The organism is Ureibacillus sp. FSL K6-2830 (assembly GCF_038004145.1).
Classification (GTDB): domain Bacteria; phylum Bacillota; class Bacilli; order Bacillales_A; family Planococcaceae; genus Ureibacillus; species Ureibacillus thermosphaericus.
This window is the reverse complement of sequence record NZ_JBBOQR010000001.1, coordinates 1622101-1645618: the sequence shown is the minus strand read 5'-3', so window position 1 is coordinate 1645618 and position 23518 is coordinate 1622101. Positions and strand designations below refer to the sequence as shown.

Sequence of the window (23518 nt, the reverse complement as noted above, 5' to 3'; positions counted from 1 at the left end):
ATGAGAGGTTGTTCTCTCAAAACTGGATAACGACATTGAAATGATTGGTTAAGTCCTCGATCGATTAGTATCCGTCAGCTCCACACGTCACCGTGCTTCCACCTCGGACCTATCTACCTCATCGTCTTTGAGGGATCTTACTTGCTTATGCAATGGGAAATCTCATCTTGAGGGGGGCTTCATGCTTAGATGCTTTCAGCACTTATCCCGTCCACACATAGCTACCCAGCGGTGCCTTTGGCAAGACAACTGGTACACCAGCGGTGTGTCCATCCCGGTCCTCTCGTACTAAGGACAGCTCCTCTCAAATTTCCTACGCCCACGACGGATAGGGACCGAACTGTCTCACGACGTTCTGAACCCAGCTCGCGTACCGCTTTAATGGGCGAACAGCCCAACCCTTGGGACCGACTACAGCCCCAGGATGCGATGAGCCGACATCGAGGTGCCAAACCTCCCCGTCGATGTGGACTCTTGGGGGAGATAAGCCTGTTATCCCCGGGGTAGCTTTTATCCGTTGAGCGATGGCCCTTCCATGCGGAACCACCGGATCACTAAGCCCGTCTTTCGACCCTGCTCGACTTGTAGGTCTCGCAGTCAAGCTCCCTTATGCCTTTACACTCTGCGAATGATTTCCAACCATTCTGAGGGAACCTTTGGGCGCCTCCGTTACCTTTTAGGAGGCGACCGCCCCAGTCAAACTGTCCACCTGACACTGTCTCCCAAGCCGATCAGGCTTGCGGGTTAGAATTTCAGTACAACCAGGGTAGTATCCCAAGGGCGCCTCCAGGGAAGCTGGCGCTCCCCCTTCTACGGCTCCTACCTATCCTGTACAAGTTGCACCGAAATTCAATATCAGGTTACAGTAAAGCTCCACGGGGTCTTTCCGTCCTGTCGCGGGTAACCTGCATCTTCACAGGTACTATAATTTCACCGAGTCTCTCGTTGAGACAGTGCCCAGATCGTTACGCCTTTCGTGCGGGTCGGAACTTACCCGACAAGGAATTTCGCTACCTTAGGACCGTTATAGTTACGGCCGCCGTTTACTGGGGCTTCAATTCGGAGCTTCGCTTGCGCTAACTCCTCCTCTTAACCTTCCAGCACCGGGCAGGCGTCAGCCCCTATACTTCACCTTACGGTTTTGCAGAGACCTGTGTTTTTGCTAAACAGTCGCCTGGGCCTATTCACTGCGGCTCATCAGGGCTTGCACCCCAATGAGCACCCCTTCTCCCGAAGTTACGGGGTCATTTTGCCGAGTTCCTTAACGAGAGTTCTCTCGCTCACCTTAGGATTCTCTCCTCGACTACCTGTGTCGGTTTGCGGTACGGGCACCTCCCGCCTCGCTAGAGGCTTTTCTTGGCAGTGTGAAATCAGGAACTTCGCGCATAACGCGCTCCCCATCACAGCTCGGCGTATTAGGAAGCGGATTTGCCTACTTCCACGCCTTGCTGCTTGGACACGCTCGACCAACGGCGTGCATTCCCTATCCTCCTGCGTCCCCCCATCACTCAAACGGCGGGGAGGTGGTACAGGAATATCAACCTGTTGTCCATCGTCTACGCCTTTCGGCCTCGACTTAGGTCCCGACTAACCCTGAGCGGACGAGCCTTCCTCAGGAAACCTTAGTCATTCGGTGGATGGGATTCTCACCCATCTTTCGCTACTCATACCGGCATTCTCACTTCTAAGCGCTCCACCAGTCCTTCCGGTCTGACTTCGACGCACTTAGAACGCTCTCCTACCACTCGTGCAACGCACGAATCCACAGCTTCGGTGAATCGTTTAGCCCCGATACATTTTCGGCGCAGCGTCACTCGACCAGTGAGCTATTACGCACTCTTTAAATGATGGCTGCTTCTAAGCCAACATCCTGGTTGTCTAAGCAACGCCACATCCTTTTCCACTTAACGATTACTTTGGGACCTTAGCTGGTGGTCTGGGCTGTTTCCCTTTTGACCACGGATCTTATCACTCGTAGTCTGACTCCCGTGTATAAATAGCTGGCATTCGGAGTTTGTCTGAATTCGGTAACCCGAGGTGGGCCCCTAGTCCAAACAGTGCTCTACCTCCAGTATTCTTCACACGAGGCTAGCCCTAAAGCTATTTCGGAGAGAACCAGCTATCTCCAAGTTCGATTGGAATTTCTCCGCTACCCACACCTCATCCCCGCACTTTTCAACGTGCGTGGGTTCGGGCCTCCAGTGAGTGTTACCTCACCTTCACCCTGGACATGGGTAGATCACCTGGTTTCGGGTCTACGACCACGTACTCAAAACGCCCTATTCAGACTCGCTTTCGCTGCGGCTCCGCATTTTCTGCTTAACCTTGCACGTAATCGTAACTCGCCGGTTCATTCTACAAAAGGCACGCCATCACCCGTTAACGGGCTCTGACTACTTGTAGGCACACGGTTTCAGGTTCTCTTTCACTCCCCTCCCGGGGTGCTTTTCACCTTTCCCTCACGGTACTGGTTCACTATCGGTCACTAGGGAGTATTTAGCCTTGGGAGATGGTCCTCCCGGATTCCGACGGAATTTCACGTGTTCCGCCGTACTCAGGATCCACTCAGGAGAGGATGGATTTTCGACTACAGGGCTTTTACCTTCTCTGGCCGTCCTTTCCAGAACGGTTCATCTAATCCATCCTTTTGTAACTCCGTATAGAGTGTCCTACAACCCCAAGAGGCAAGCCTCTTGGTTTGGGCTGTTCCCGTTTCGCTCGCCGCTACTCAGGGAATCGATTTTTCTTTCTTCTCCTCCAGGTACTTAGATGTTTCAGTTCCCTGGGTGTGCCTTCTTAACGCTATGGATTCACGTTAAGATACTGTTCCATTACGAACAGTGGGTTCCCCCATTCGGAAATCTCCGGATCAAAGCTTACTTACAGCTCCCCGAAGCATATCGGTGTTAGTCCCGTCCTTCATCGGCTCCTAGTGCCAAGGCATCCACCGTGCGCCCTTAACAACTTAACCTTTACGGTTTTCGATACGCTGCGCAATACTTCGTCAATTTCGCTCGTTCGAATCCTCATGTACGCATATAGTACACTCCGGTTCTCACTCGCTCATTCCCTTGTCTTGCTTGCGTCTCGCAACCCTTACGGCTTTAATCCACGTCGCATTTACGTCGTGTTAGCCTAGTTGTTTGCGCTTTACAGTAAATTGCTTGCTTTCAATGTCGTTTATCCAGTTTTCAAAGAACAACACTATAACTTTGAAGGTCATAAACCTTCAAAACTGAACACAAAACGCTAATGCTTCCGTAAATATCCTTAGAAAGGAGGTGATCCAGCCGCACCTTCCGATACGGCTACCTTGTTACGACTTCACCCCAATCATCTGTCCCACCTTCGGCGGCTGGCTCCCGAAAGGGTTACCTCACCGACTTCGGGTGTTACAGACTCTCGTGGTGTGACGGGCGGTGTGTACAAGGCCCGGGAACGTATTCACCGCGGCATGCTGATCCGCGATTACTAGCGATTCCGGCTTCATGCAGGCGAGTTGCAGCCTGCAATCCGAACTGAGAACGGTTTTTTCGGATTGGCTCCGTCTCGCGACTTCGCGACCGTTTGTACCGTCCATTGTAGCACGTGTGTAGCCCAGGTCATAAGGGGCATGATGATTTGACGTCATCCCCACCTTCCTCCGTATTTGTACGGCAGTCTCCTTAGAGTGCCCAACTGAATGATGGCAACTAAGGACAAGGGTTGCGCTCGTTGCGGGACTTAACCCAACATCTCACGACACGAGCTGACGACAACCATGCACCACCTGTCACCGCTGTCCCCGAAGGGAAGGCTATGTCTCCATAGCGGTCAGCGGGATGTCAAGACCTGGTAAGGTTCTTCGCGTTGCTTCGAATTAAACCACATGCTCCACCGCTTGTGCGGGCCCCCGTCAATTCCTTTGAGTTTCAGTCTTGCGACCGTACTCCCCAGGCGGAGTGCTTAATGCGTTAGCTGCAGCACTAAGGGGTGGAAACCCCCTAACACTTAGCACTCATCGTTTACGGCGTGGACTACCAGGGTATCTAATCCTGTTTGCTCCCCACGCTTTCGCGCCTCAGCGTCAGTTACAGGCCAGGAAGCCGCCTTCGCCACTGGTGTTCCTCCATATCTCTACGCATTTCACCGCTACACATGGAATTCCGCTTCCCTCTCCTGCACTCAAGTCTCCCAGTTTCCAATGACCCTCCCCGGTTAAGCCGGGGGCTTTCACATCAGACTTAAGAAACCGCCTGCGCGCGCTTTACGCCCAATAATTCCGGACAACGCTTGCCACCTACGTATTACCGCGGCTGCTGGCACGTAGTTAGCCGTGGCTTTCTAGTAAGGTACCGTCAAGGTGCAGCCAGTTACTACTGCACTTGTTCTTCCCTTACAACAGAGCTTTACGATCCGAAGACCTTCTTCGCTCACGCGGCGTTGCTCCATCAGGCTTTCGCCCATTGTGGAAGATTCCCTACTGCTGCCTCCCGTAGGAGTCTGGGCCGTGTCTCAGTCCCAGTGTGGCCGATCACCCTCTCAGGTCGGCTACGCATCGTCGCCTTGGTAGGCCGTTACCCCACCAACAAGCTAATGCGCCGCGGGCCCATCCTATAGTGATAGCAGAACCATCTTTCAACATCAAAGCATGCACTTTGATGTGTTATCCGGTATTAGCACGCGTTTCCGCGAGTTATCCCAGTCTATAGGGCAGGTTACCCACGTGTTACTCACCCGTCCGCCGCTAACCTCATGAAAGCTAGGCTTTCAATTGGTTCGCTCGACTTGCATGTATTAGGCACGCCGCCAGCGTTCGTCCTGAGCCAGGATCAAACTCTCCATAAAAGAAAATTTGATTTGCTCAAAAATTGAATGTCCGAATCTAGTTTGTTAACGAGGGTTAACAACTAGATAATTTATTGCATTAACGTTTTGTTGTTCAGTTTTCAAGGTTCATCAAGTGTTAATTTAGTGACGCTAAAATATTATATCATGTTTATTTAATATTTCAAGCGTTTTTTTACACATTTTCAGCTCTCAAAAGAGAACTCTTATATTATATCTAATTCATCTTTTGTTTGTCAATATTTTTTAATTCCCTTGTTTATTTTGTAACTCAAAGGGAAATTCATTATATCAACATAATTAAAACAATGCAAGAGATTTTAATTAATTTATTGTAAAAGAGTTAAAACCGCTATGCATAGAACTCCTGGAACTCCTAATATAGTGATTGTTAAAGCAGAAAAGAAGTTAACAGGAACGATAATATCAAAACCATCAACCGTTATATGTGCTATATACAAAAAGGCGAAAGAACAAGCTAGGCGGAACCAAAAAATTGCGAGCTTTTCAATGATTATTCCATAGCCAATTCTTTTACCAATAGTAAGAAGTATCATGAGTAGCACGCATATAGCACCTAAAATTAAATATGTACCCATCTAATCTCCTCCTGAGTTTAAGTACATTGGAAACATATGCTATAACGGCTACTCTTAGTATTTAATTTTTTATGAATCAGGAAATTGTTTTATACGATATGGTCCTACTTTTATTTACGCAACATGATTTTTCGGATTCGTGCTTCCTTAAAAAGATAAAAGTGAATGCTTTCAGCAATTTTACTTTGAGCAATGACATCTAAATTATAATCTTCGGTTAACTCTTCAAGAAGTTTTGCATTATTCCAATCTTCTTTCGTTTCTTGCATTAATCGCGCTAACTGCTCATCAAATTCTTTTTTTAATTTTCCTTTTCTACTAAATAAACCCACTTTATATTTCACGCCGTCCTTCCAAAGCTTTAGATAACGTTACCTCATCAGCATACTCCAGATCGCCACCTACTGGTAATCCATGGGCTATACGGGTTGTTCGAATTCCAGATGGTTTTACTAGACGTGAAATATACATTGCCGTTGCTTCTCCTTCAATCGTTGGATTGGTTGCTAAAATAAGTTCTTTTACTCTTTCATCTTTTAATCGGTTGATTAAAGAAGCTACATTTATGTCTTCTGGTCCAACCCCATCCATCGGTGAGATAGCGCCATGCAAAACATGATACAAGCCATGGTAGTCCTTCATTTTCTCCATAGCTATCACATCTTTCGGGTCTTGTACGACACAAATTGTCGAGGCATCCCTTGATTGATCAGTACAAATTTGGCACGGATCCACATCTGTAATATGCCCACATACAGAACAGTATGTTAAGTCTCTCTTCGCATCAACTAATGCCTTTGCAAAGGACAAGACTGCATCTTCCTTCATTGTTAAAACGAAAAATGCCAGTCGAGCCGCAGTTTTCGGACCGATGCCTGGCAATTTCATAAAGCTATCAATGAGCTTTGATATTGGTTCAGGATAATACATTTAATTTTTCCTCCTAGAACGGAAGGTTTAAGCCTTGTGTAAATTTGCCCATTGTTGCCGCAGTTGCTTCATCCACTTTGTTCAATGCATCATTTGTTGCAACGGTAATTAAATCTTGCAGCATTTCTACATCTTCAGGGTCCACTACAGAAGGATCTATGTTGACTTCAAGCACTTTACGTTCACCGCTAACTATTACTTTTACCATGCCACCGCCAGCTGTTCCTTCAAATTGTCTTGCATTTAATTCTTCTTGTGCTTGAAGCATTTCCTTTTGCATTTTTTGCATTTTTTTCATCATACTTTGCATATTACCCATTCCACGCATAAATACGTCCTCCTTCATTGACATTCATTATAATTATGCTGAAAATTATCAATCTTCTACTACTTCAATAAAATCTTTCCCAAACATTTTTTCCGCTTCTTTCACAATTGGGTCTTCCGATTCGATCTCTTTTGCATCGTCAATATATGGCGCCTCAGGAGCGCTTTCCTGAACCTTACCTGCATTTTGATCTTTTTTTAGATTTAAACCGTTCTCCCGAATAAAGTTTTCACGCAAAACGGTCCATTGACTTTCTGGTATACATAAAATTTCGTACATGATACCCATTTGTTGGAAAAGTATTTGAGAAAATGTAGAAGTGAGGTCTTTGTTTTCAGCAACCATTTGACAATGTATATCATACTTGAATTTTATCACAAATGCACTAGAAGAAGCTGCAACTGGTTCTGCTTCCGCAAATAGAGCTGATTGTGATTTTTGCAGTTGGTTGAGTGCAGGTAACCAAGCATTTTTAATTTGAATAATGTCTTTTTTAGTAGCTTCTTTTAATACTTCTTTTATTCTACCCGTCGGCGCTTTGTATGCATTCGTTATTTTTGTTCTTTGGCGATTCTCATCTTTAACTGGTGCATCCGTTGCAGACATCGCCGCTCCATTTTCAATTTGCTCTTTCAATTGAAAAATTATTTTCTCTAATTGTATGACTTTATTATTCAATACAGAATCCGCTTGTGGCATTTCTCCCGCTTTCAACACACCTACATTCGAAAATTGAGTCATTTTCAATAAAGCCGTTTCCAAATAAACTTTCGTGTGATGAGAAAATCTCATATCTTGCTGTGTTTTAGATAGGATATCGATATATCCGTAAAGCGCATCGGCTGAAAACTCGCGGGACAACTCGATAAATTTTTCCTCTGGCGTCACTAGCTCTAACAGTTCCTCTAAATCCTCGCTTGTTTGAAGCAATAATAAATCTCGGAAGAAGGTAATTAAGTCTTCCGATAAACGAAGAGGATCTTTTCCTTCTGCAATTAACTCTTCCAATAAAGATAGGACATGTGCAATGTCTTTTTCTTTTAAAGCAACAACCATATCATAGAATACATCTTGACTTATGGATCCGCTTACCAACAAAGCATTTTCTAAAGTCAACTTTTCCCCGCTAAAGGATACGACTTGATCTAATAAACTTAGTGCATCCCTCATCCCACCACTAGCTGCTTGGGCAATGACTTTTAACGCCTGTTCCTCAAAAGGTAAATTGATATCCTCTAACACTAATTTCATTCGTTCCACAATATCGTTGGAAGAGAGGCGCTTAAAATCAAACCGTTGACAGCGAGAAATAATTGTAGCTGGTAATTTATGAGGCTCGGTTGTTGCTAAAATAAATACCGCATGAGATGGAGGCTCTTCTAACGTTTTGAGTAAAGCATTAAAAGCACTTGTAGATAGCATATGCACTTCGTCGATTATATACACTTTATAGCGAGCACTTACTGGAGCAAACCTTACTTTCTCAATAATATCGCGAATTTCTTCAACACGGGAATTGGAAGCAGCGTCGAATTCAATGACATCCGGATGCGAGCCTTCTGTTATACTTCGGCAAGTTGGACATTCATTGCAAGGTTCATTTGTTGGTGCTTTTTCGCAATTTAATGCTTTAGCAAAAATTTTAGCAGTACTTGTCTTACCTGTACCTCGTGGACCAGAAAACAAATACGCATGCGTTGTTTTATTTGCTAGGAGAGCATTTTGAAGTGTTCTTTTTACGTGGGTTTGACCAGACATTTCGCGGAAACTTTGTGGTCTGTAAACACGATAAAATGCTTGGTACGTCAACGATTTCCTCTCCTTCTACCTTCGTCATTCTTGTAGCTACATTATAGCACAACTCATTACATTACTTCTTCTTTTCTGTAGAGCATAATAAATGATTGAAAAAAGATGGCGCCACCTACTACGACACCATCCTATCCTTTTATTATTATTTTTTCCTTAACTCTTTTAATATTTGAGCTACATTCGTTTCTTCCTCTGTTACCTTTTGTGCTGTCACAATATTTTTCGATTTGCCCATTTGCTTGAAAAAGGCCCAACCAAATCTCCTTATCGTTATGTCGACAAAGAAAAGCAATAAACTAACGAGCAATATAATGGTAGCAATGCTTTGTCGTGTTGCTCCTTGTTCGTTGAATTTTCGAAATACTTCTTGAGGATTCTCTACGATTTTACCACCAGTTTTATCTGCTACTTCTTCTAATAATTTCTCATTTGGTGGTTGCAATCTATATTCCGAGCTATACGGCACCGTTAATCCCGCTTGATATACATTGTCATCTTTTGAAATTCTGAAAAATACAAGCCCCGGTTTTGCATCCGCAACCGCTCGGACTTTACTTGCAGAAATCGGCTCTAAATGAACCTCCAATTCATTTCCATATTCATCTACAACTGCTACATCTAAAAATGCAGCTTGATTCGTTGGGTCGGTAATTAAGAATGAGCCTTCTCCATCCATTCGAATATCATAAGCAATTTCGTTATAAGTAGGCAGCAAGCGAGAAATTGCTGTATTCCAAAAGTCAACCCATCGATCCCAACGTCCCCAATCACCTGCCCAAGCACCTGTTGAATCGGAAGTAAATGCAATCGTCCTTCCTAATCCATATTGCCATTCTGCAAGCACCGGATCTTCTTTTTCACTTTCTGCTATCACATTAGCTGTAGTTTTCGCTGTCGTACCTATATAAGCATTCATTTGAGGAACGCCCTCTTCAAACAACTGATTCCAACCTTCTGAGTGATAAATGACCGGATAAAACGGATCATCTACAATATATGTCCGAGAAATCATCGCTGTCTCACGAGATAAAATCGAAGGAATCGTCGTTTCATCCTCCACGTCATAAAATCTTCCTCCAGCTAATTCACTTAAGCTTTCTAAAAGTTGACGATCCGCATCATGCCCAATGGCAACAGTTGATAACGTAATATGTTTTTTCTTCCCACTTTCAATTAGTTCTTCGTAGTTACCTGATGTAGCTGACTGTCCATCTGTTAATAAAATAATATGTTTTCTTTGTAATGGTAAATCAAACAGATTATTATAGGCTAAAGAAAGAGAAGGATAAATTTCCGTACCTCCTTCAGCCGGAATCGATAAGATGGTATTAGTCACTTCATCTTTATTTCCTAATGGTTTAGTTTCAATGATTTCCCATGGATGCGAGTCGAAAGCAATTAATCCAAAAGTGTCTCCCTCTCGAAGCAACTCCACGGAACGCACCGCTGCTTCCTTTGCTAATTCCATTTTTAGCCCAATCATACTGCCAGAACGGTCAAGTACAATGACAAGTCCTAAAGATGGAAGTTGTTGTTTACCCTTTACTTCCATTTCTACTGGTAGCAACTTTTCAATTGGTGTTTTAAAATATCCGCCAAGGCCAAAGCTGTTTTCACCACCAACCATCATAAAGCCAATGCCAAAGTTTTTTACCGCCTGCTCGATGACACCCATTTTCGCTTCTCCTACAAGATGGCCAGGAACATTGTCAAAAATAATGGCATCATACTTCAACATATATGATAGCGAGCTCGGCAATTCTTCAGATAACACTTCTTCAAATTGAATTGAAGAAGGATTTAACATATCAGCAATTGGAGAGCCTTCTTCTCTATCACTAACAATGAGTAATCGTGGGGTACTTTGAACCATTGTTATACTTGTCAACTTATTATTTTCTAAGATTGCATCTTCATCGGTTTGAATGTATGCTTCGTATTTGACTAAACCTTCTTTATTGCCTTTATGTCGATAAGTAAAAACATTTTTCCCTTCTTCTAGCTGAATTGTTTCCCGGAAAATAAGTTGATCATTTTCATATAACAGCAATTCGCCCATTGTATCAGTTGTTGATTCAATTTCAGTCACTAATGTTTGTTCTTCTCCCTGATAAGCCACTTGCGGTGTTGTAAAGCTCTGAATTGAAACATCGTTGCTTATTTTTCTACCTAATGGAACAACATCTACTGAAATTTTTGAACCAGCTATTTTTGTTATGCTCTCTAAAACTTCACCTTTCGTTTGTAAACCATCCGTCATAAGAATAATGCGTGTTGCTTTGTCCTTATCAACGATTCCTGTTGCTAGTTGTAGTGCTTGTTCAATATTTGTCTCACCCACTTCACGTATTTCACTTAAGTTTGGAACATGCTCTAATGTCTTAGATAAGATTGCTTCAGTTTGAAAGTTCGATGCAAAAGAATAAATCCCTACCGAATGGGTTTCTTTCTTTTCTCGTAAACTTTCTTCGATAAACTTTAACGCTTCATCCTCAGTGCCTGCCATTGAAGCAGAGCGGTCGATAAGGAATAATACTTGCTCTTCCTTCACCGGCAATAACAAATAAGGAGATGCAATGGCAAAGACAAGCATAATAATAGTGATAATACGTATGATGAAGACAATTCCATGTTTCCTTTTTAATAATGAACGATGATGTAACCACGTCCAAATCAAATACCCTAAGAGTGGTATGAGCAAAAGCAGGAAAATTGGATGATCAATTCGCAAATCCACGTCTTCTTTGCACCTCCCACTCAACCACAATCAAAAATAAAATAAGTAGCACAATCCATTTCGCAATTGATTGATTCGTTATTTCCTCTTGTCCACTTACGACATTTCCTAATTCAAAACTCGTCCCTTCTTCAATTGTCCGCTCTTTCTGTGGTAATTGAACAATAAAAGGTCTCTCCCCATGTTCTGATTGAACAACATATAACCCTGGTTTTGATGGCGCTTGAAAATCCCTTGATTGTTCAAAAGAAGAAATATACACGCCATCTGCAGTGTAAATGGACCAATCACCTGGCAATAACGAAACAGCTCGTTGTTCATTTGGCGTAAATATTCCTAATGAAGTTTTACCTTCCATTAGTTCATTTTGAACACTCCATAAAAACAAAGGAAATGAAGGATAAAGCGGCCAGTCTGTTGACTGAATATCCGCTAAAACGACAATATCTCCTTTAGGAGACCGTTGAATAAATGGTTTGTCTCCAACCTTTGCAATCGTATCAAAGTCATCAAATGGTGGGTAAACCGCACTTACATATACATCTTCTAGCGAACTGAACGCAAACAATTCATCTTGTATTACTTCTATTTTTCCGCTTACTTCACTTTCAATCTCATCATCTCGGCCAATTAATACAATCGGTTCATTACGCTTAAGAAGTTCGGTTTGATTCGTTACTACAATCGCACCCCTTAAGGATTCCAATTGATGTTCAGGAACAGATTTCACATCAAGACCTACCGATTGAAACCCGATTTGCACTAACTTATGCATATCTTGTCCTACCGCAATTTCATAAGGATTACTTCCAACGATGGTCATCATCGAATTATCTGCTTCGTAATCATCCTTTACTTGAATCGTTGCAACAAGCACATCAATATTCGGCAAAGCTTCAAATGTGTTGGCCAATTCTGCTTTTGGTTGTAACGTAATGGTTTTTTCCAATAACTCATCGCCATCTTTATTTGTAATAGAAAGCTGTACCGTTTGATTTTCTTCTGTTTCATTTTTTAATTGTAACAATGCAATCGTTTCACCATTTATGCTTGTTGCTGCCAATCGAGTGATTGCCACATTTTTTAAGTCTCTATCTGCTCCCTTAACAATCCATTTCACATGTTCACTCTCTATAGGCAAATCCGAACGGGATACAGCATCTGTAAATAAATAGATTGTTGTTGGCAAATCACCGATAAAAGCATTTGCCATCTCAATTGCTTTCGTTAAATGCTGCTCTTCGTAAGTTACGGCTAATCCGTCGATTGCTTTTTCGATTTGCTGCACATTCGTTTCTTGACGAATAATTGTTTTTGGATCACTACCTGTTGTAATGATTGTTAATGGTCTTCCCCCAATCTCTTTCACGAGTAAACGCATTTCCTCTAGATGTTTTTCAAAGGTCGATTGTTCTTTTCCTGCAAGCATTGTCGCAGACGTATCCACAATCCATATTACTTGTTCTCCGCCAATTTCCTTTGTTTTTAAATAGGGATTCATTAATGCAAGAACAAACAACAGTAGTGCTAACATCTGTAAATAAAATAGCGCATTCCTTTGTAAATGTTTTAAGTAAGGCGATACGCGGGTTTCTTGCATCACTTGTTCCCAAAAAAGTGTGGAAGATACTTCTTGTTCTTTATATTTCTTTCGAAAGAAGTAATATAAAAGGACAATGATTGGAAAAGCAATGGTCCATAAAAAGATTAATTGACTAACCCCCAAAGCGTATCACCTCACTGTACCCACCGATTCATTAATAATTGATGAAAAATCGCGTGCTGAATTCCATTTTCAACGACTAATTGAATTGTTTGAATGCCGAAGCGACTGCATATCTTATGGAAAGCTGCTTCGTGTTGAGCGCGTTCTTTTTTATACTGTTCTAGCACTTTATTCGACATAGAAACGTTTAATTCTTCATTACTTTCTGCATCAATTAACCGAACATCCCCTGTATAGGTTGGATTTAATTCTTCTTCCGTCACAATTTGAATACAACGAACGTCCCCTGCAAAACGAGGAAGTTTACGGAAAAAATGTTCCCATTCCGTTATCGGTTCTAGACTATCCGTTATAACAAATAATACCGTACTATCTTTTGGTAAAGCCTTTAATCCATTCTTTGCAAAACTCTCTTTAAAAGTAGCTTCCTTCATTTGCGACACTATTTGCAAATAGACTTTTCGATAAGTTGCTCCTTTTCTTCTAAAAAAAGTGTCTGCCTCTAAAGTAGAAAAGGAGAGTCGATCATCTCTGTTTAATACCATGATTCCTAAAGCAGCAACAAGCTGTCTTGCAAATAGCCACTTTTTCTCGTCACCCATTGAACGAGAGGAATCCAGCAATATATGCACTCTCATTTCCTGCTCATCTAAAAAACGCTTAATAAAATATTTTTCCGTCCTTGCGAATACATTCCAGTCTACTTGACGCACATCATCTCCTAACGCATATTCTCTATAATCTGAGAAATCTAAGGAAGAACCAAAGCGTTGAGAGCGATGCGAACCTTTATGATGCCCTCTTAATTTGGAAGATGTGGCAACCGATAAGCGTCCTATTTTGGTAATCAATTCATCTGATAAAATGAAATGATTCATGCGGAGACACCTTGTTGAATGTGATGTAGTATTTCTTCTATTAAATCGTCCGTTGTTTTTCCAGTTGCCTCTCCTTCATAATTTAAAAGAAGTCGATGACGCAAAGCCGGTTTAGCCACAGCTTTTATATCTGCAAGAGCTACATGAAATCTCCCGTTAAATACCGCTCTCGCTTTTGCTAGCTTAATGATACTTTGTAATCCCCTCGGTCCACTTCCATACATGATGTATTGTTTTACAAAAGGTAAAGCATCCTCCCCTTTTGGATGGGTTGCCATGACTAAATCAGCTGCATATTCTAACATTTCATCAGCTACTAATACTTCCTTTACCATTTGTTGGGCAATAATTAACCGTTCTGTATTCATCACTTTTTGTAATTGAATATCTTGTGAACCTGTCGTCCGTTTCATTATTTCCATTAACTCGTCTTTACGAGGATATGGTACTAATATCTTGCATAAAAAGCGGTCCATTTGTGCCTCTGGTAAAGGATATGTTCCTTCCATTTCAATTGGATTTTGTGTCGCTAATACAAAAAACGGTTTTGCCATAGGCTTCGTATCTCCTAAAATTGTCACCGTCTTTTCACCCATTGCTTCTAATAATGCACTTTGCGTTTTGGGTGTTGCTCGGTTAATTTCATCAGCCAACACCATTTGGTTAAAAATCGGTCCTGGTTGAAAAACAAATTGTTGTGAGCCTCTTTCAGTTCGTTGAATGATATTTGTCCCTGTAATATCAGCAGGCATTAAATCTGGCGTAAATTGGATACGGGAGAAGGATAAATCTAAAACACTTGAAATCGTGCGAATAAGCATCGTTTTCCCCATCCCAGGCAACCCTTCTAATAATGCATGACCATCTGCCAATATAGAATAAAGAGTGTATTCGATCGCCTCATCCTGACCAACAATAAATTTACCAATTTCCTTTCTTACTCGCTGCAGCTGTTCTGCAATTTCCGAATATTGCTCTTCACTAAACACACTGATTCCCCCTACTCTTCAGACTGAATCGATGAAAAGTATGATTCCACTACATTTTGTAGATCTTTCGGTAGTTGCAAACGTTCGGTACTTTGTAAATACTTTTCTTCATATTCTCCGATGACGTCTTCATATGGTCGAACACTTCCCTTTGTCACGGGAACTGGTCCTTTTTTTTCTATTGCTGGATCTCCTTCACCAATCGGACCACTGTCTACAGTTTGTTCATTGCTTTCTCCAAGCCGCCCACTAGGCACTGATAGAAGATTGCGACCTCCCTTTTCTTTTCCTGCACCGCTACCTGCCGTAGATCCATTTCCTTGACCTTGGCCAAGACCTGTTGTTCCATTGCTGCCCTGACCTTGATTACTCCCGGACCCAGATCCAGTATGTCCTTGGCCTTGACTACTGCCAGAACCATTACTTCCTTGACCAGTCTGATTATTATTTTGTTGCTGATTGGCTTTACTGTTATTATTCCCCATTGAGGAATTGCCATTTTGGTTATTCATGTTTTGAGAGTTGTTTCCAATGTTAGACTCGTTCGTTTGAGAATCCATCGCTTTAGCTATCGTGTTTTGCAAATCAAAGCTAATAGGCTTTCCAATTTTACTTAAGGCATTTTGAGTGTTCGAAGCATTTTTTGCAAGTAAACTTTGCATTTCCGCTAAATCTTTCAGTTTTTGCAATTCTTCTTCCGATAATTCCGAAGTTTCACCGTTTTCTCCTAACTTCTTATCCTGCAATTTTTGTTGTTGCAGTTTTAGTTCTTTTTGTTTCTTTACTACCTCTCGAAGCGCTTGTTCAGAAGTCTCTACCTCTTTCAATTTTTCAAGGAGCTCTTTCATTTCCTTTTTTACTTCTTCAGATTGAGCTTTTTTCTCTAATTTCGCTATTTCCTTTTCCATTTCCTGAATGACTTCTCGTTCTTTTTCAACAACCTGCGCTTCCTGTTGCGTTTTGGAAGGAAAAATGACTAAAGTAGCCATAATAATGATAGCACCCAAAATTCCAAGCAATACTTTTGGTCGCCAATAGTTTTTTGGTCGCTTTTTAAAACGGTCATAAGCTCCTTCCAATTCGTTAATAGCTTTGTTCATAATTGAATCTGCTAATGGATGTTCCTCATTGTTAAATGAAAGAGCTGTTACTAATTCGTTATAAGGATAAAAAGAATCTAATTCCCGTATCGCTTCCTTCAAACGAATGCGCTTAAAGTATATATAAACAACCGTCACGATAAGTGTTGCACACGCCACAAACAAAGCAACTTCGTCATAATAGGCGAAAACAAAGAAGCGAGAAACGAAGAGGATCGCCAGGCTAAGTACTAATGAAAAGAAAATTCCGTATTGTAACATAGGCAGCATTTTTTCAATGTTTAAGCTTCTTTTTGCTTTCTTCGCGTATTTTAATAATCCGCTTTGACGATCCATCTTTCTCACTCCTATCGATTTGTTTTCATATTTGCTCGCAATTTTCGAATGGCAATGGTTAAACAAACAATGGTGATAAATACATAAAAGATTAAATAAACAATCCAATTTGGAAAACTAATTCCAACTGTATCTATTAAAGCTGTTTTCGTATCAGGGATAAGCAAAGTAAGAATAAGTACGCCTGGGTTAATACTCGCCCAAAAATACGATATTGGTAAGAATGTCGTTAAACCTTGAGTATTTTGTTGTTGCGACATCATCATTTGTTCTAAAGAAAAACCTACAAAGAAGAAGAAAGCAGTAATACCTCCTAAAAATATCATCGCTCCGTAAGTTGCAATCATCGAAATAATCGTTCTTTTTGTAATCGTTGAGAACATGATGCCAATACTACCAATCGCAATTAATGTAACTAAATAAAAGAAAAACATTGTAAAAAATTGTCCTGGTGACACTCCTCCAAATAAAAACACAATGCTATAAAGCGGCAGCCCAGCTATTAACATTAAAATAAGAAATGCTACAGAGGATAATAGCTTTCCAATAATTATTTGCGAAGAGGATTGGGTTGTCGTCAGTAAAATATTTAAAGTTTGTTTCTCCCGCTCTGTGCTAATTGCCCCAGCAGTAAGCCCTGGTGTAATAAACATAACAAGGGCCATTTGCAATACAGAAAGTACAGAAAACATCGTAAAACTATTGCTAGGTACGAAAAATCCAGAGGTAGAAAATTGCGTAAATATTAGTAAGAAGCCTGAAACAAATATGATTAATACCGCTAAATAAAACATTAAGCCTGAAAAGCTTTTAAAGGTGCGGAAACGCAATTTTAATTCTTTCATCAATACAGGATTGGATAATAGTCCTTTCATTTTGAATCCGCTCCCTTCGTAATCGCCATATAAACATCTTCCAAATCTTTTTCATCTTCCATGAAAGAATAAACCGGAAGTCCCGCAACAATTGCTCTTTGCAATAATTTCATTTGTTCTTCCTTCGTCCCTTTATAAATAAACGTTATTGCTTCATTTCCTTCTAGCACTTCAATTGATGAAACAAATGGATCTTCCTCTAAAAACTTCACCGTTTTTTCAATTTCATGTAAAACTTTTATCGTAATATTCTTATCTCCCTGTAATTTGGACTGTATGGAATCAACATTTCCATGGGCAATTAATTTCCCTCGATCAATAACACCAATTTCATCACACATTTCCGCAAGTTCAGGAAGTATATGGGATGAAATTAAAATCGTTTTCCCCATCTGTTTTAATTGCTTAATGATTTCTCGCATTTCTACCCTTGCTCGCGGATCTAAACCAGATGCTGGTTCATCTAAAATTAACACTTTCGGATCATGGATGAGCGAACGAGCTAAACATAGGCGCTGCTTCATTCCCCGGGATAACAAATCTACATATTCATAACGTTTATCCGTTAAATTGACGAGCTCTAACAATTGTGGAATCAGCACTTTCCTTTGTTTTTCTGAAAGTCCATAACACGCACCATAAAAATCTAAATATTCATCTGTTTTTAATTGGTCATAAACTCCAAAAAAGTCTGGCATATAGCCAATTAATTTCCGCACTTCTTTTGGCTCTTTTACAACGCTTTTCCCATTAATAAAAGCATCGCCTGATGATGGGGAGAGGAGGGTGGCGAGAATAGAAAAAGTTGTAGATTTACCAGCCCCGTTTGCACCAACAAAACCAAAAACTACACCTTCTCCAACAGTCATAGTCAACTGGTCAAGGGCTGTAAAAGTACCAAATTTTTTTGTGAGATTTTGAATTTCAATCATTTATTAGCCACCCCCTGAATCTCTACAGTCGGTAATTTAATTGGCGACATTTCAATATTGTTTTTAACCTGTAATAACATCTTTATTTCATGATACTCTGAAATATATTGTTCGAGATTTTCCTGTAATAACATTTCTTTCTCTTGAATTTCTTCAAAACGATTTGTCTTATAATTCCAAAGGGAAATTGTTAGGTTTTTATTTTCGTGATTCGATATGTTTATTTTTGTCAATTGCAATTTTTCATCAAATAATTCTTCTGGAATGACAGCTATATATTCATACTCACCAGGGTCTAATTGCCATTCATTATTTTGTTCATTATACATTTCCATATATCCAGCATTGACAGGATATATATTTGTTTCCATCATGCTATCATTCACTGTAAATTCCCCTTCAAGATCCATATTTGGTTCAAATGTTTGAAGAATAACAGCGATAGGGTTTACTTCTGCCCTACCATCTAATTGAATACCGACGATCGCTTCTTCTGCCCAACCAATAACTACCGGCTGATTTTCATCCATTAAATTTAAAGCCTGATATTTCAGTTGCATGATCCTTTTTGGAATCAATTCTTCTGCCGTTTTTGGCGTTCCTAAATAATTACCATAAACAATTGGTTTTAAAAGAATTGAGCTGTTTAAGGATTCAGAAACCTTTACTGTCTCATTCGGTTTAATATCTCCTAATAGAATCTCTCGTGCACCAGACCAAATAGCAACATCCTTCACAGCAAATGGGAAATTATTTTTTACCGTTCCCTCAATTTTTGAATCTTTCACAGTTAAATCGATATCAAAGTTCCCTGCATTTGGTATGTTAGTTTCACCAATAATTGATTGCACAGACCAATAATTCAAATTTCGTAAGTGAATGGTCGTTCCATTCCCATGATGTTTAACATAGGATTTTTCATGTAAGATACCGAAAGTATTCATTCCATAATTTCTTTTCGCAAAGGCAGACGTATTTTCATCTACAGTAAATACAAAATCTCCCCCTCGATTCGTTAAAATTGACTCTACATAATAGCCTGATAAGTTTTTGCCATTCACTTTATAAAAAGCTGACTGATTGATTTGAGCTTGCATAATGCGATCTTTTGCTCCAACAATGAACATTGACAATGTTAATACAATTGATAGAACAGGGATAAGCCACCATGCATGTTCCCTTTTGTCGAGCTTTTTTAATACGAGATATAAAATAGGTCCCACAATGAACATGTAAAGTATGATCGTAATAATGACGAGTGGTGTGTTTACTTGGAATGAAGGGAATAACTCATTAGAATTTCCAACCTCATATGGCAACTGATCTAAAAAATTCCCTCTATTCCATTGATTGCTTTTCGATTGAAGCTGCAACATTTCGTTTATTAACTTTCCATAACCATCCATCGTTGAGAGCGGCTGATCTCCTAACGAAAAAGTCGTTTGAATAATTTTTCCTTTCCCTAAGTCAATGGATGAGGCAAGTATTGTATTTCCATCAGCGAGGATTCTTTTGCTACCTTCTTTTTCAGTTGCACGGAATACTTCAATATCTTCCGTAAAAATGCCGCCTTTAGATAATGTTTCTAATACTTCTTTCGTGACGATAACTTTCTCAGATGACAAATTTAATGGAAGATATTCACCAAATATCCCCATGGAACGCTCCACTTGTTCAGATGCTCCAACTAGCAGAATTCCACCGTTTTCTACCCACTCATAAATTGCCTGTTGCTTCTCTTCTGATAAATCGGCAATATTCATTTCATCCACAACGAATATATCTGCCATGGCAAATCCTTTGAAATCTATAGGAAAATCATAATTAGGGATTTGATTTAAATGGAAAATTTCAATATTATTTGGAACATATTGACTCAAACGTAATAATGCCGCTAAACGATCACTATTTTCCGTATAAGTAAAAATAAATGAATAATCTCCGTCGTAATAAGATCGAAAACGAATATTTTTATCGCCTGAATAATCAATTAATTTTCCTTTTTCAATACCACCATCATAAAAGGAAAAAAGGCTTTCGTTTTGTGAGCGATAATAATAATCGTCTGATAAACCGTCCAAATAAAGAGTAATTGTTTTTGTTTCACCTTCTGCCAGATCTAGTGCATAAACTTGAGCAGAACCGGCTGAAAAAGTAACTGCGGCATCGATGACTAAATCCCCCGAAAAGGGACTCCCATTATTTGTGATTGTTAATTTTACTGGTAAAGGTGTATACAATTTAATTTTGTTGTCTACACCTACTTCTGCTTTCACTTCCAATTGTGGTGCAGCACGTGTTGTATCAATTTGAACAAAGAAAGTAATAAAGACTATCATCATTAGAATGAATATATTTCTTTGCACCCAGCGACATCTCCTTTTCACATCTTTTGTTGATTAGTACGTTTTTTTTAACATATAGTTCCGAGTAATTGAAAAAAATAACAAATTCTTAAGTTTTTATTAAGAAACTGTTCGCATCTGGTGGAATACAGGTTCAATTCATTTGAATTAAAAAAGGCTGTAGATATCTCATTGTTTAAGATATCTACAGCCTTTCCAAAATTGTTCGATATAATATTTAACTATATAAAATAGCCGACACGGCAAATTTTTCAATTATAAAGCCGTGCACCTTTCCTCGACTGCAGCACATAGGTGCTACTCTTGTCGCCAGCTCGGGTCAGGCTACCCCACGGCACATGGGTGAAACCACTTAATGCTGCTTCCTTCCGGACCTGACATGGTTCATGGCTACCCATTGCGCGGGACCCAACCTTCAACGCTACGTGCAAGAGGCAAACCCTACATGCATACAGCCTCAAAAAGGACTTCAGTCTCGCTAGAGCGGATTGCGAGTTACAGGGCACCGCTACCTCCCCACCTAGCACGGCATAAATTAGTATACCTCATATACAATGATAATTGCAATGTTTTGTTCTGGGTATTCTTCTACTTGTAGCACACTATTCCATAAACATCCTAATTTTGTGATTTTTATATCATTGTTTTTATTGACTTATTGAAAATTCCATGTTATATTATTGCTTGTCCAAATGGAGGAATACCCAAGTCTGGCTGAAGGGATCGGTCTTGAAAACCGACAGGCGGGTCAAACCGCGCGGGGGTTCGAATCCCTCTTCCTCCGCCATACATACATTTGAAATTTCAACCACTACTGAGTTTCAGTAGTGGTTTTTTATTTTATCGAAATACTTCTTTTTTATTTTCCTTCTATTTTAGATTAGAATAAATGGAAGAACTATTTTTTTAAGGAGTTATTATGGAACAAGCAAAATCAATGAACTATCGGTATGATTATTTGTTGATATTCATTGTTGCAATTTTGACAGCTATTGCAAGTGAAGTGAAAGTCATTCCTTTTGAAGGTGCACCTTTCCGAATCGGTTTAGGAACCGTAATATTTTTATTAGTAGTCTTGATTCGACCATTACCGCTGATTCATACTGGATGCATAACTGGAATCGTTGTAGTCCTTTTTCGTGCATTATTAGATGAACTATTATTAACAAGTTCATTTTCGGTTTCATTAATTTCTCATATTCCAGCAGGTCTTTTTTATATTTTATTTGCTATAGGTCTAAGCATTATCAAACTTGAAAAAAACAAATCGAAACCTTTCTTATTAGCAAGTTTGGTAACCATCGTTGAATTTGTAAGTAATTTTGTTGAACAGCTAACAACCACATTATTTATTACAGACATTTCTGTAACAATCAAAGAAGTTGCATTACTACTTTTAGTTGCCATCATCCGTAGCTTCTTCGTCATCGGTATTTATAGTTCTATCACTGTAAAAGAACAAAAAAGACAAATGCAACAATTATTAAACTTCATCTCAACACTTTACGTAGAAGCATTATATTTAAAAAAATCCATGAACGAAATCGAACATATTACCGCTAATAGTTATAGTTTATATGAACAATTAAAAAAGATAGATCCATCGCTAAGTATTAAAGCGCTTTCAATTGCTCAAGAAATTCACGAAGTCAAAAAAGATGAACAAAGAATTTATGCAGGCTTATCAAAAATATTAAAAATGGAACAATTAGATGCTTATTTCATCTCTGATTTACTTCAATTTGTAAAGGAAACGAATGAAAAATACAGTGAAATGCTAAATAAAAAAATTCAATTCAAAGTTTCCTATAATCAAGATTTTTATACAAAAGAACATCTTCCTTTACTTGCACTAATGAATAATTTAGTTGCAAATGCTGTAGAAGCAATTGAAGAGGAAGGAACAATCCATATTGCGATAAACACATCTAAGGACTTCACAACTATTACAGTAGAAGATACAGGTATTGGCATTCCAAAAAATTTAATCCCTGTCATATTCGACCCAGGTTATACTACAAAATTCAACAGTGAAGGCGTACCTTCGACTGGAATCGGCTTATCTCATGTACAAGCTATCGTTCACAAACTAAATGGATCGATTGATGTAATAAGCAATGAAACGACAACTTTTTCAATCAAACTTCCATTAAATATACTGCAAAAAGGAGAATCGTAATGAGGTATTTTATAGTTGATGACGATCGTGCAAGCCGTGCCATGATCACCCAAATTATTGAAGATAGCCAACTTGGAACAGTAATTGGAGAAGCCTCCAATGGACAAGAAGCGATTACCCAAATATTAGTGATGCAGCCAGATTTCGTTATCATTGATTTATTAATGCCTATATTAGACGGGTTAGCAACGATAGAACAACTTCGGGAAAATCTTTACGATGGAAAGTTTATTATGATTTCTCAAGTCATTAATAAAGAGATGGTCGCTCAAGCTTACGAAAAAGGAATTGAATTTTTTATCCATAAGCCAATTAATAAGGTAGAAGTAGAAATGGTATTAAGAAAAACTGAGGAACAATATCGATTAAAAAGCTCCATTTCCGCAATACGACAATCTCTTTCAAATTTCGAGACACCTAGCATCCATCATTCCAAAAAATCAACACGTGATCATGTTTTAAGCATCTTAAATGATATGGGGATTATTGGAGAGGTAGGGAGTGAAGATATTACAAAAATCATAGAATTATTGATGGCAGATAAACAAAAAAATACACCTCTTCCACCATTAAAAGAGTTGTATGAGCGAGTTGCTGGTCTGACAAAAACCACTCCTGATGAAATCATAAAAGAAAGTAAATCAATTGAACAGCGTATTCGTCGAACGATATTAGCTGCTATGATTAACCTTGCAAACTTAGGTTTAGTAGATTATACAAACTCAGAGTTTGAATATTACGCCCCCCGCTATTTTGAATTTACAGAAATTAGAAAATTAATGAATCAAATTAGAAATAACGAAGAAAGAAAAGTAAAAATTAATATAAAAAAATTCATCCAAGTGTTATTTGCAGATATTGTAAATAAAGCAAATTAAAAAATTTTTATCGGATTTTGTCGGAT

Annotated in this window: 15 protein-coding genes, 1 tRNA gene, 2 rRNA genes and 1 other RNA gene; 3 read left to right on the top strand and 16 right to left on the bottom strand. The window is 39.6% G+C overall.

Features of this window, described 5'->3' with window-relative positions; translation table 11 throughout:
• Positions 1-44 precede the first annotated feature (44 nt).
• The 16 genes from NSU17_RS08085 to ffs form a co-directional block, all read right to left on the bottom strand.
• Positions 45-2971: ribosomal RNA gene (locus NSU17_RS08085) — 23S ribosomal RNA — on the bottom strand.
• A gap of 303 nt (positions 2972-3274) precedes the next feature.
• Positions 3275-4827, bottom strand: a 16S ribosomal RNA gene (locus NSU17_RS08080).
• Together the 16S and 23S rRNA genes form the textbook arrangement of a ribosomal RNA operon.
• 329 nt (positions 4828-5156) lie before the next feature.
• Positions 5157-5426: a pro-sigmaK processing inhibitor BofA family protein gene (locus NSU17_RS08075; protein WP_096549940.1), complete on the bottom strand. Its 270-nt coding sequence runs from the start codon at positions 5424-5426 to the stop codon at positions 5157-5159.
• A gap of 110 nt (positions 5427-5536) precedes the next feature.
• Positions 5537-5770, bottom strand: coding sequence for a YaaL family protein (locus NSU17_RS08070; protein WP_096549941.1), 234 nt, complete (start codon positions 5768-5770; stop codon positions 5537-5539).
• Positions 5760-6356 (bottom strand): recombination mediator RecR, encoded by a 597-nt coding sequence (recR, locus tag NSU17_RS08065; protein WP_096549942.1) that lies wholly within the window; start codon positions 6354-6356, stop codon positions 5760-5762. The genes NSU17_RS08070 and recR overlap by 11 nt, the downstream gene beginning before the upstream one ends.
• A gap of 13 nt (positions 6357-6369) precedes the next feature.
• Positions 6370-6684 carry a YbaB/EbfC family nucleoid-associated protein gene (locus tag NSU17_RS08060; RefSeq protein ID WP_016839564.1) on the bottom strand — a complete coding sequence of 105 codons (315 nt, stop codon included), beginning with the start codon at positions 6682-6684 and terminating at the stop codon, positions 6370-6372.
• A 48-nt stretch (positions 6685-6732) separates the two neighbouring features.
• Positions 6733-8493 (bottom strand): DNA polymerase III subunit gamma/tau, encoded by a 1761-nt coding sequence (gene dnaX / locus NSU17_RS08055; RefSeq protein ID WP_339289502.1) that lies wholly within the window; start codon positions 8491-8493, stop codon positions 6733-6735.
• A gap of 145 nt (positions 8494-8638) precedes the next feature.
• Entirely contained in the window at positions 8639-11233 is a 2595-nt protein-coding gene (locus tag NSU17_RS08050; protein ID WP_340704753.1) for a VWA domain-containing protein, read from the bottom strand.
• Positions 11217-12959, bottom strand: a complete 1743-nt coding sequence (locus tag NSU17_RS08045; protein ID WP_340704752.1) for a vWA domain-containing protein — start codon at positions 12957-12959, stop codon at positions 11217-11219. The genes NSU17_RS08050 and NSU17_RS08045 overlap by 17 nt, the downstream gene beginning before the upstream one ends.
• An 11-nt stretch (positions 12960-12970) precedes the next feature.
• Entirely contained in the window at positions 12971-13837 is an 867-nt protein-coding gene (locus tag NSU17_RS08040) for a DUF58 domain-containing protein (protein ID WP_016839568.1), read from the bottom strand.
• Positions 13834-14826 carry an AAA family ATPase gene (locus NSU17_RS08035; protein ID WP_340704751.1) on the bottom strand — a complete coding sequence of 331 codons (993 nt, stop codon included), beginning with the start codon at positions 14824-14826 and terminating at the stop codon, positions 13834-13836. Before NSU17_RS08035 ends, NSU17_RS08040 begins: the two co-directional genes overlap by 4 nt.
• An 11-nt stretch (positions 14827-14837) precedes the next feature.
• Entirely contained in the window at positions 14838-16262 is a 1425-nt protein-coding gene (locus NSU17_RS08030) for a hypothetical protein (protein ID WP_340704750.1), read from the bottom strand.
• 11 nt (positions 16263-16273) lie between these two features.
• The gene (locus NSU17_RS08025; protein WP_340704749.1) at positions 16274-17137 is read right to left on the bottom strand and encodes an ABC transporter permease; all 864 of its coding nucleotides are present in this window, start codon (positions 17135-17137) and stop codon (positions 16274-16276) included.
• Positions 17134-18069, bottom strand: coding sequence for an ABC transporter ATP-binding protein (locus NSU17_RS08020; RefSeq protein ID WP_168412778.1), 936 nt, complete (start codon positions 18067-18069; stop codon positions 17134-17136). Before NSU17_RS08020 ends, NSU17_RS08025 begins: the two co-directional genes overlap by 4 nt.
• The gene (locus tag NSU17_RS08015; RefSeq protein ID WP_340704748.1) at positions 18066-20435 is read right to left on the bottom strand and encodes a hypothetical protein; all 2370 of its coding nucleotides are present in this window, start codon (positions 20433-20435) and stop codon (positions 18066-18068) included. Before NSU17_RS08015 ends, NSU17_RS08020 begins: the two co-directional genes overlap by 4 nt.
• Positions 20436-20698: 263 nt before the next feature.
• Positions 20699-20964: signal recognition particle sRNA large type (gene ffs / locus NSU17_RS08010), an RNA gene on the bottom strand.
• 165 nt (positions 20965-21129) lie between these two features.
• On the opposite strand from ffs, the gene NSU17_RS08005 reads away from it, so the two are divergent.
• From NSU17_RS08005 to NSU17_RS07995, 3 genes are all read left to right on the top strand, one after another.
• A tRNA-Ser gene (locus tag NSU17_RS08005) sits at positions 21130-21222 on the top strand.
• Positions 21223-21354: 132 nt separating this feature from the next.
• On the top strand, positions 21355-22614 hold the full coding sequence (locus tag NSU17_RS08000; RefSeq protein ID WP_340704747.1) for an ATP-binding protein: 1260 nt from the start codon (positions 21355-21357) through the stop codon (positions 22612-22614).
• Entirely contained in the window at positions 22614-23492 is an 879-nt protein-coding gene (locus NSU17_RS07995) for a response regulator (RefSeq protein ID WP_016836750.1), read from the top strand. Before NSU17_RS08000 ends, NSU17_RS07995 begins: the two co-directional genes overlap by 1 nt.
• Positions 23493-23518: the final 26 nt, after the last annotated feature.

What these genes read in the sequence shown, in the direction of transcription:
- NSU17_RS08020 (WP_168412778.1), bottom strand. Translation starts at nt 18,069, where the DNA reads ATGATTGAAATTCAAAATCTCACAAAAAAATTTGGTACTTTTACAGCC.
- recR (WP_096549942.1), bottom strand. Translation starts at nt 6,356, where the DNA reads ATGTATTATCCTGAACCAATATCAAAGCTCATTGATAGCTTTATGAAA.
- NSU17_RS08025 (WP_340704749.1), bottom strand. Translation starts at nt 17,137, where the DNA reads ATGAAAGGACTATTATCCAATCCTGTATTGATGAAAGAATTAAAATTG.
- NSU17_RS07995 (WP_016836750.1), top strand. Translation starts at nt 22,614, where the DNA reads ATGAGGTATTTTATAGTTGATGACGATCGTGCAAGCCGTGCCATGATC.
- NSU17_RS08075 (WP_096549940.1), bottom strand. Translation starts at nt 5,426, where the DNA reads ATGGGTACATATTTAATTTTAGGTGCTATATGCGTGCTACTCATGATA.
- NSU17_RS08060 (WP_016839564.1), bottom strand. Translation starts at nt 6,684, where the DNA reads ATGCGTGGAATGGGTAATATGCAAAGTATGATGAAAAAAATGCAAAAA.
- NSU17_RS08030 (WP_340704750.1), bottom strand. Translation starts at nt 16,262, where the DNA reads ATGGATCGTCAAAGCGGATTATTAAAATACGCGAAGAAAGCAAAAAGA.
- NSU17_RS08000 (WP_340704747.1), top strand. Translation starts at nt 21,355, where the DNA reads ATGGAACAAGCAAAATCAATGAACTATCGGTATGATTATTTGTTGATA.
- NSU17_RS08040 (WP_016839568.1), bottom strand. Translation starts at nt 13,837, where the DNA reads ATGAATCATTTCATTTTATCAGATGAATTGATTACCAAAATAGGACGC.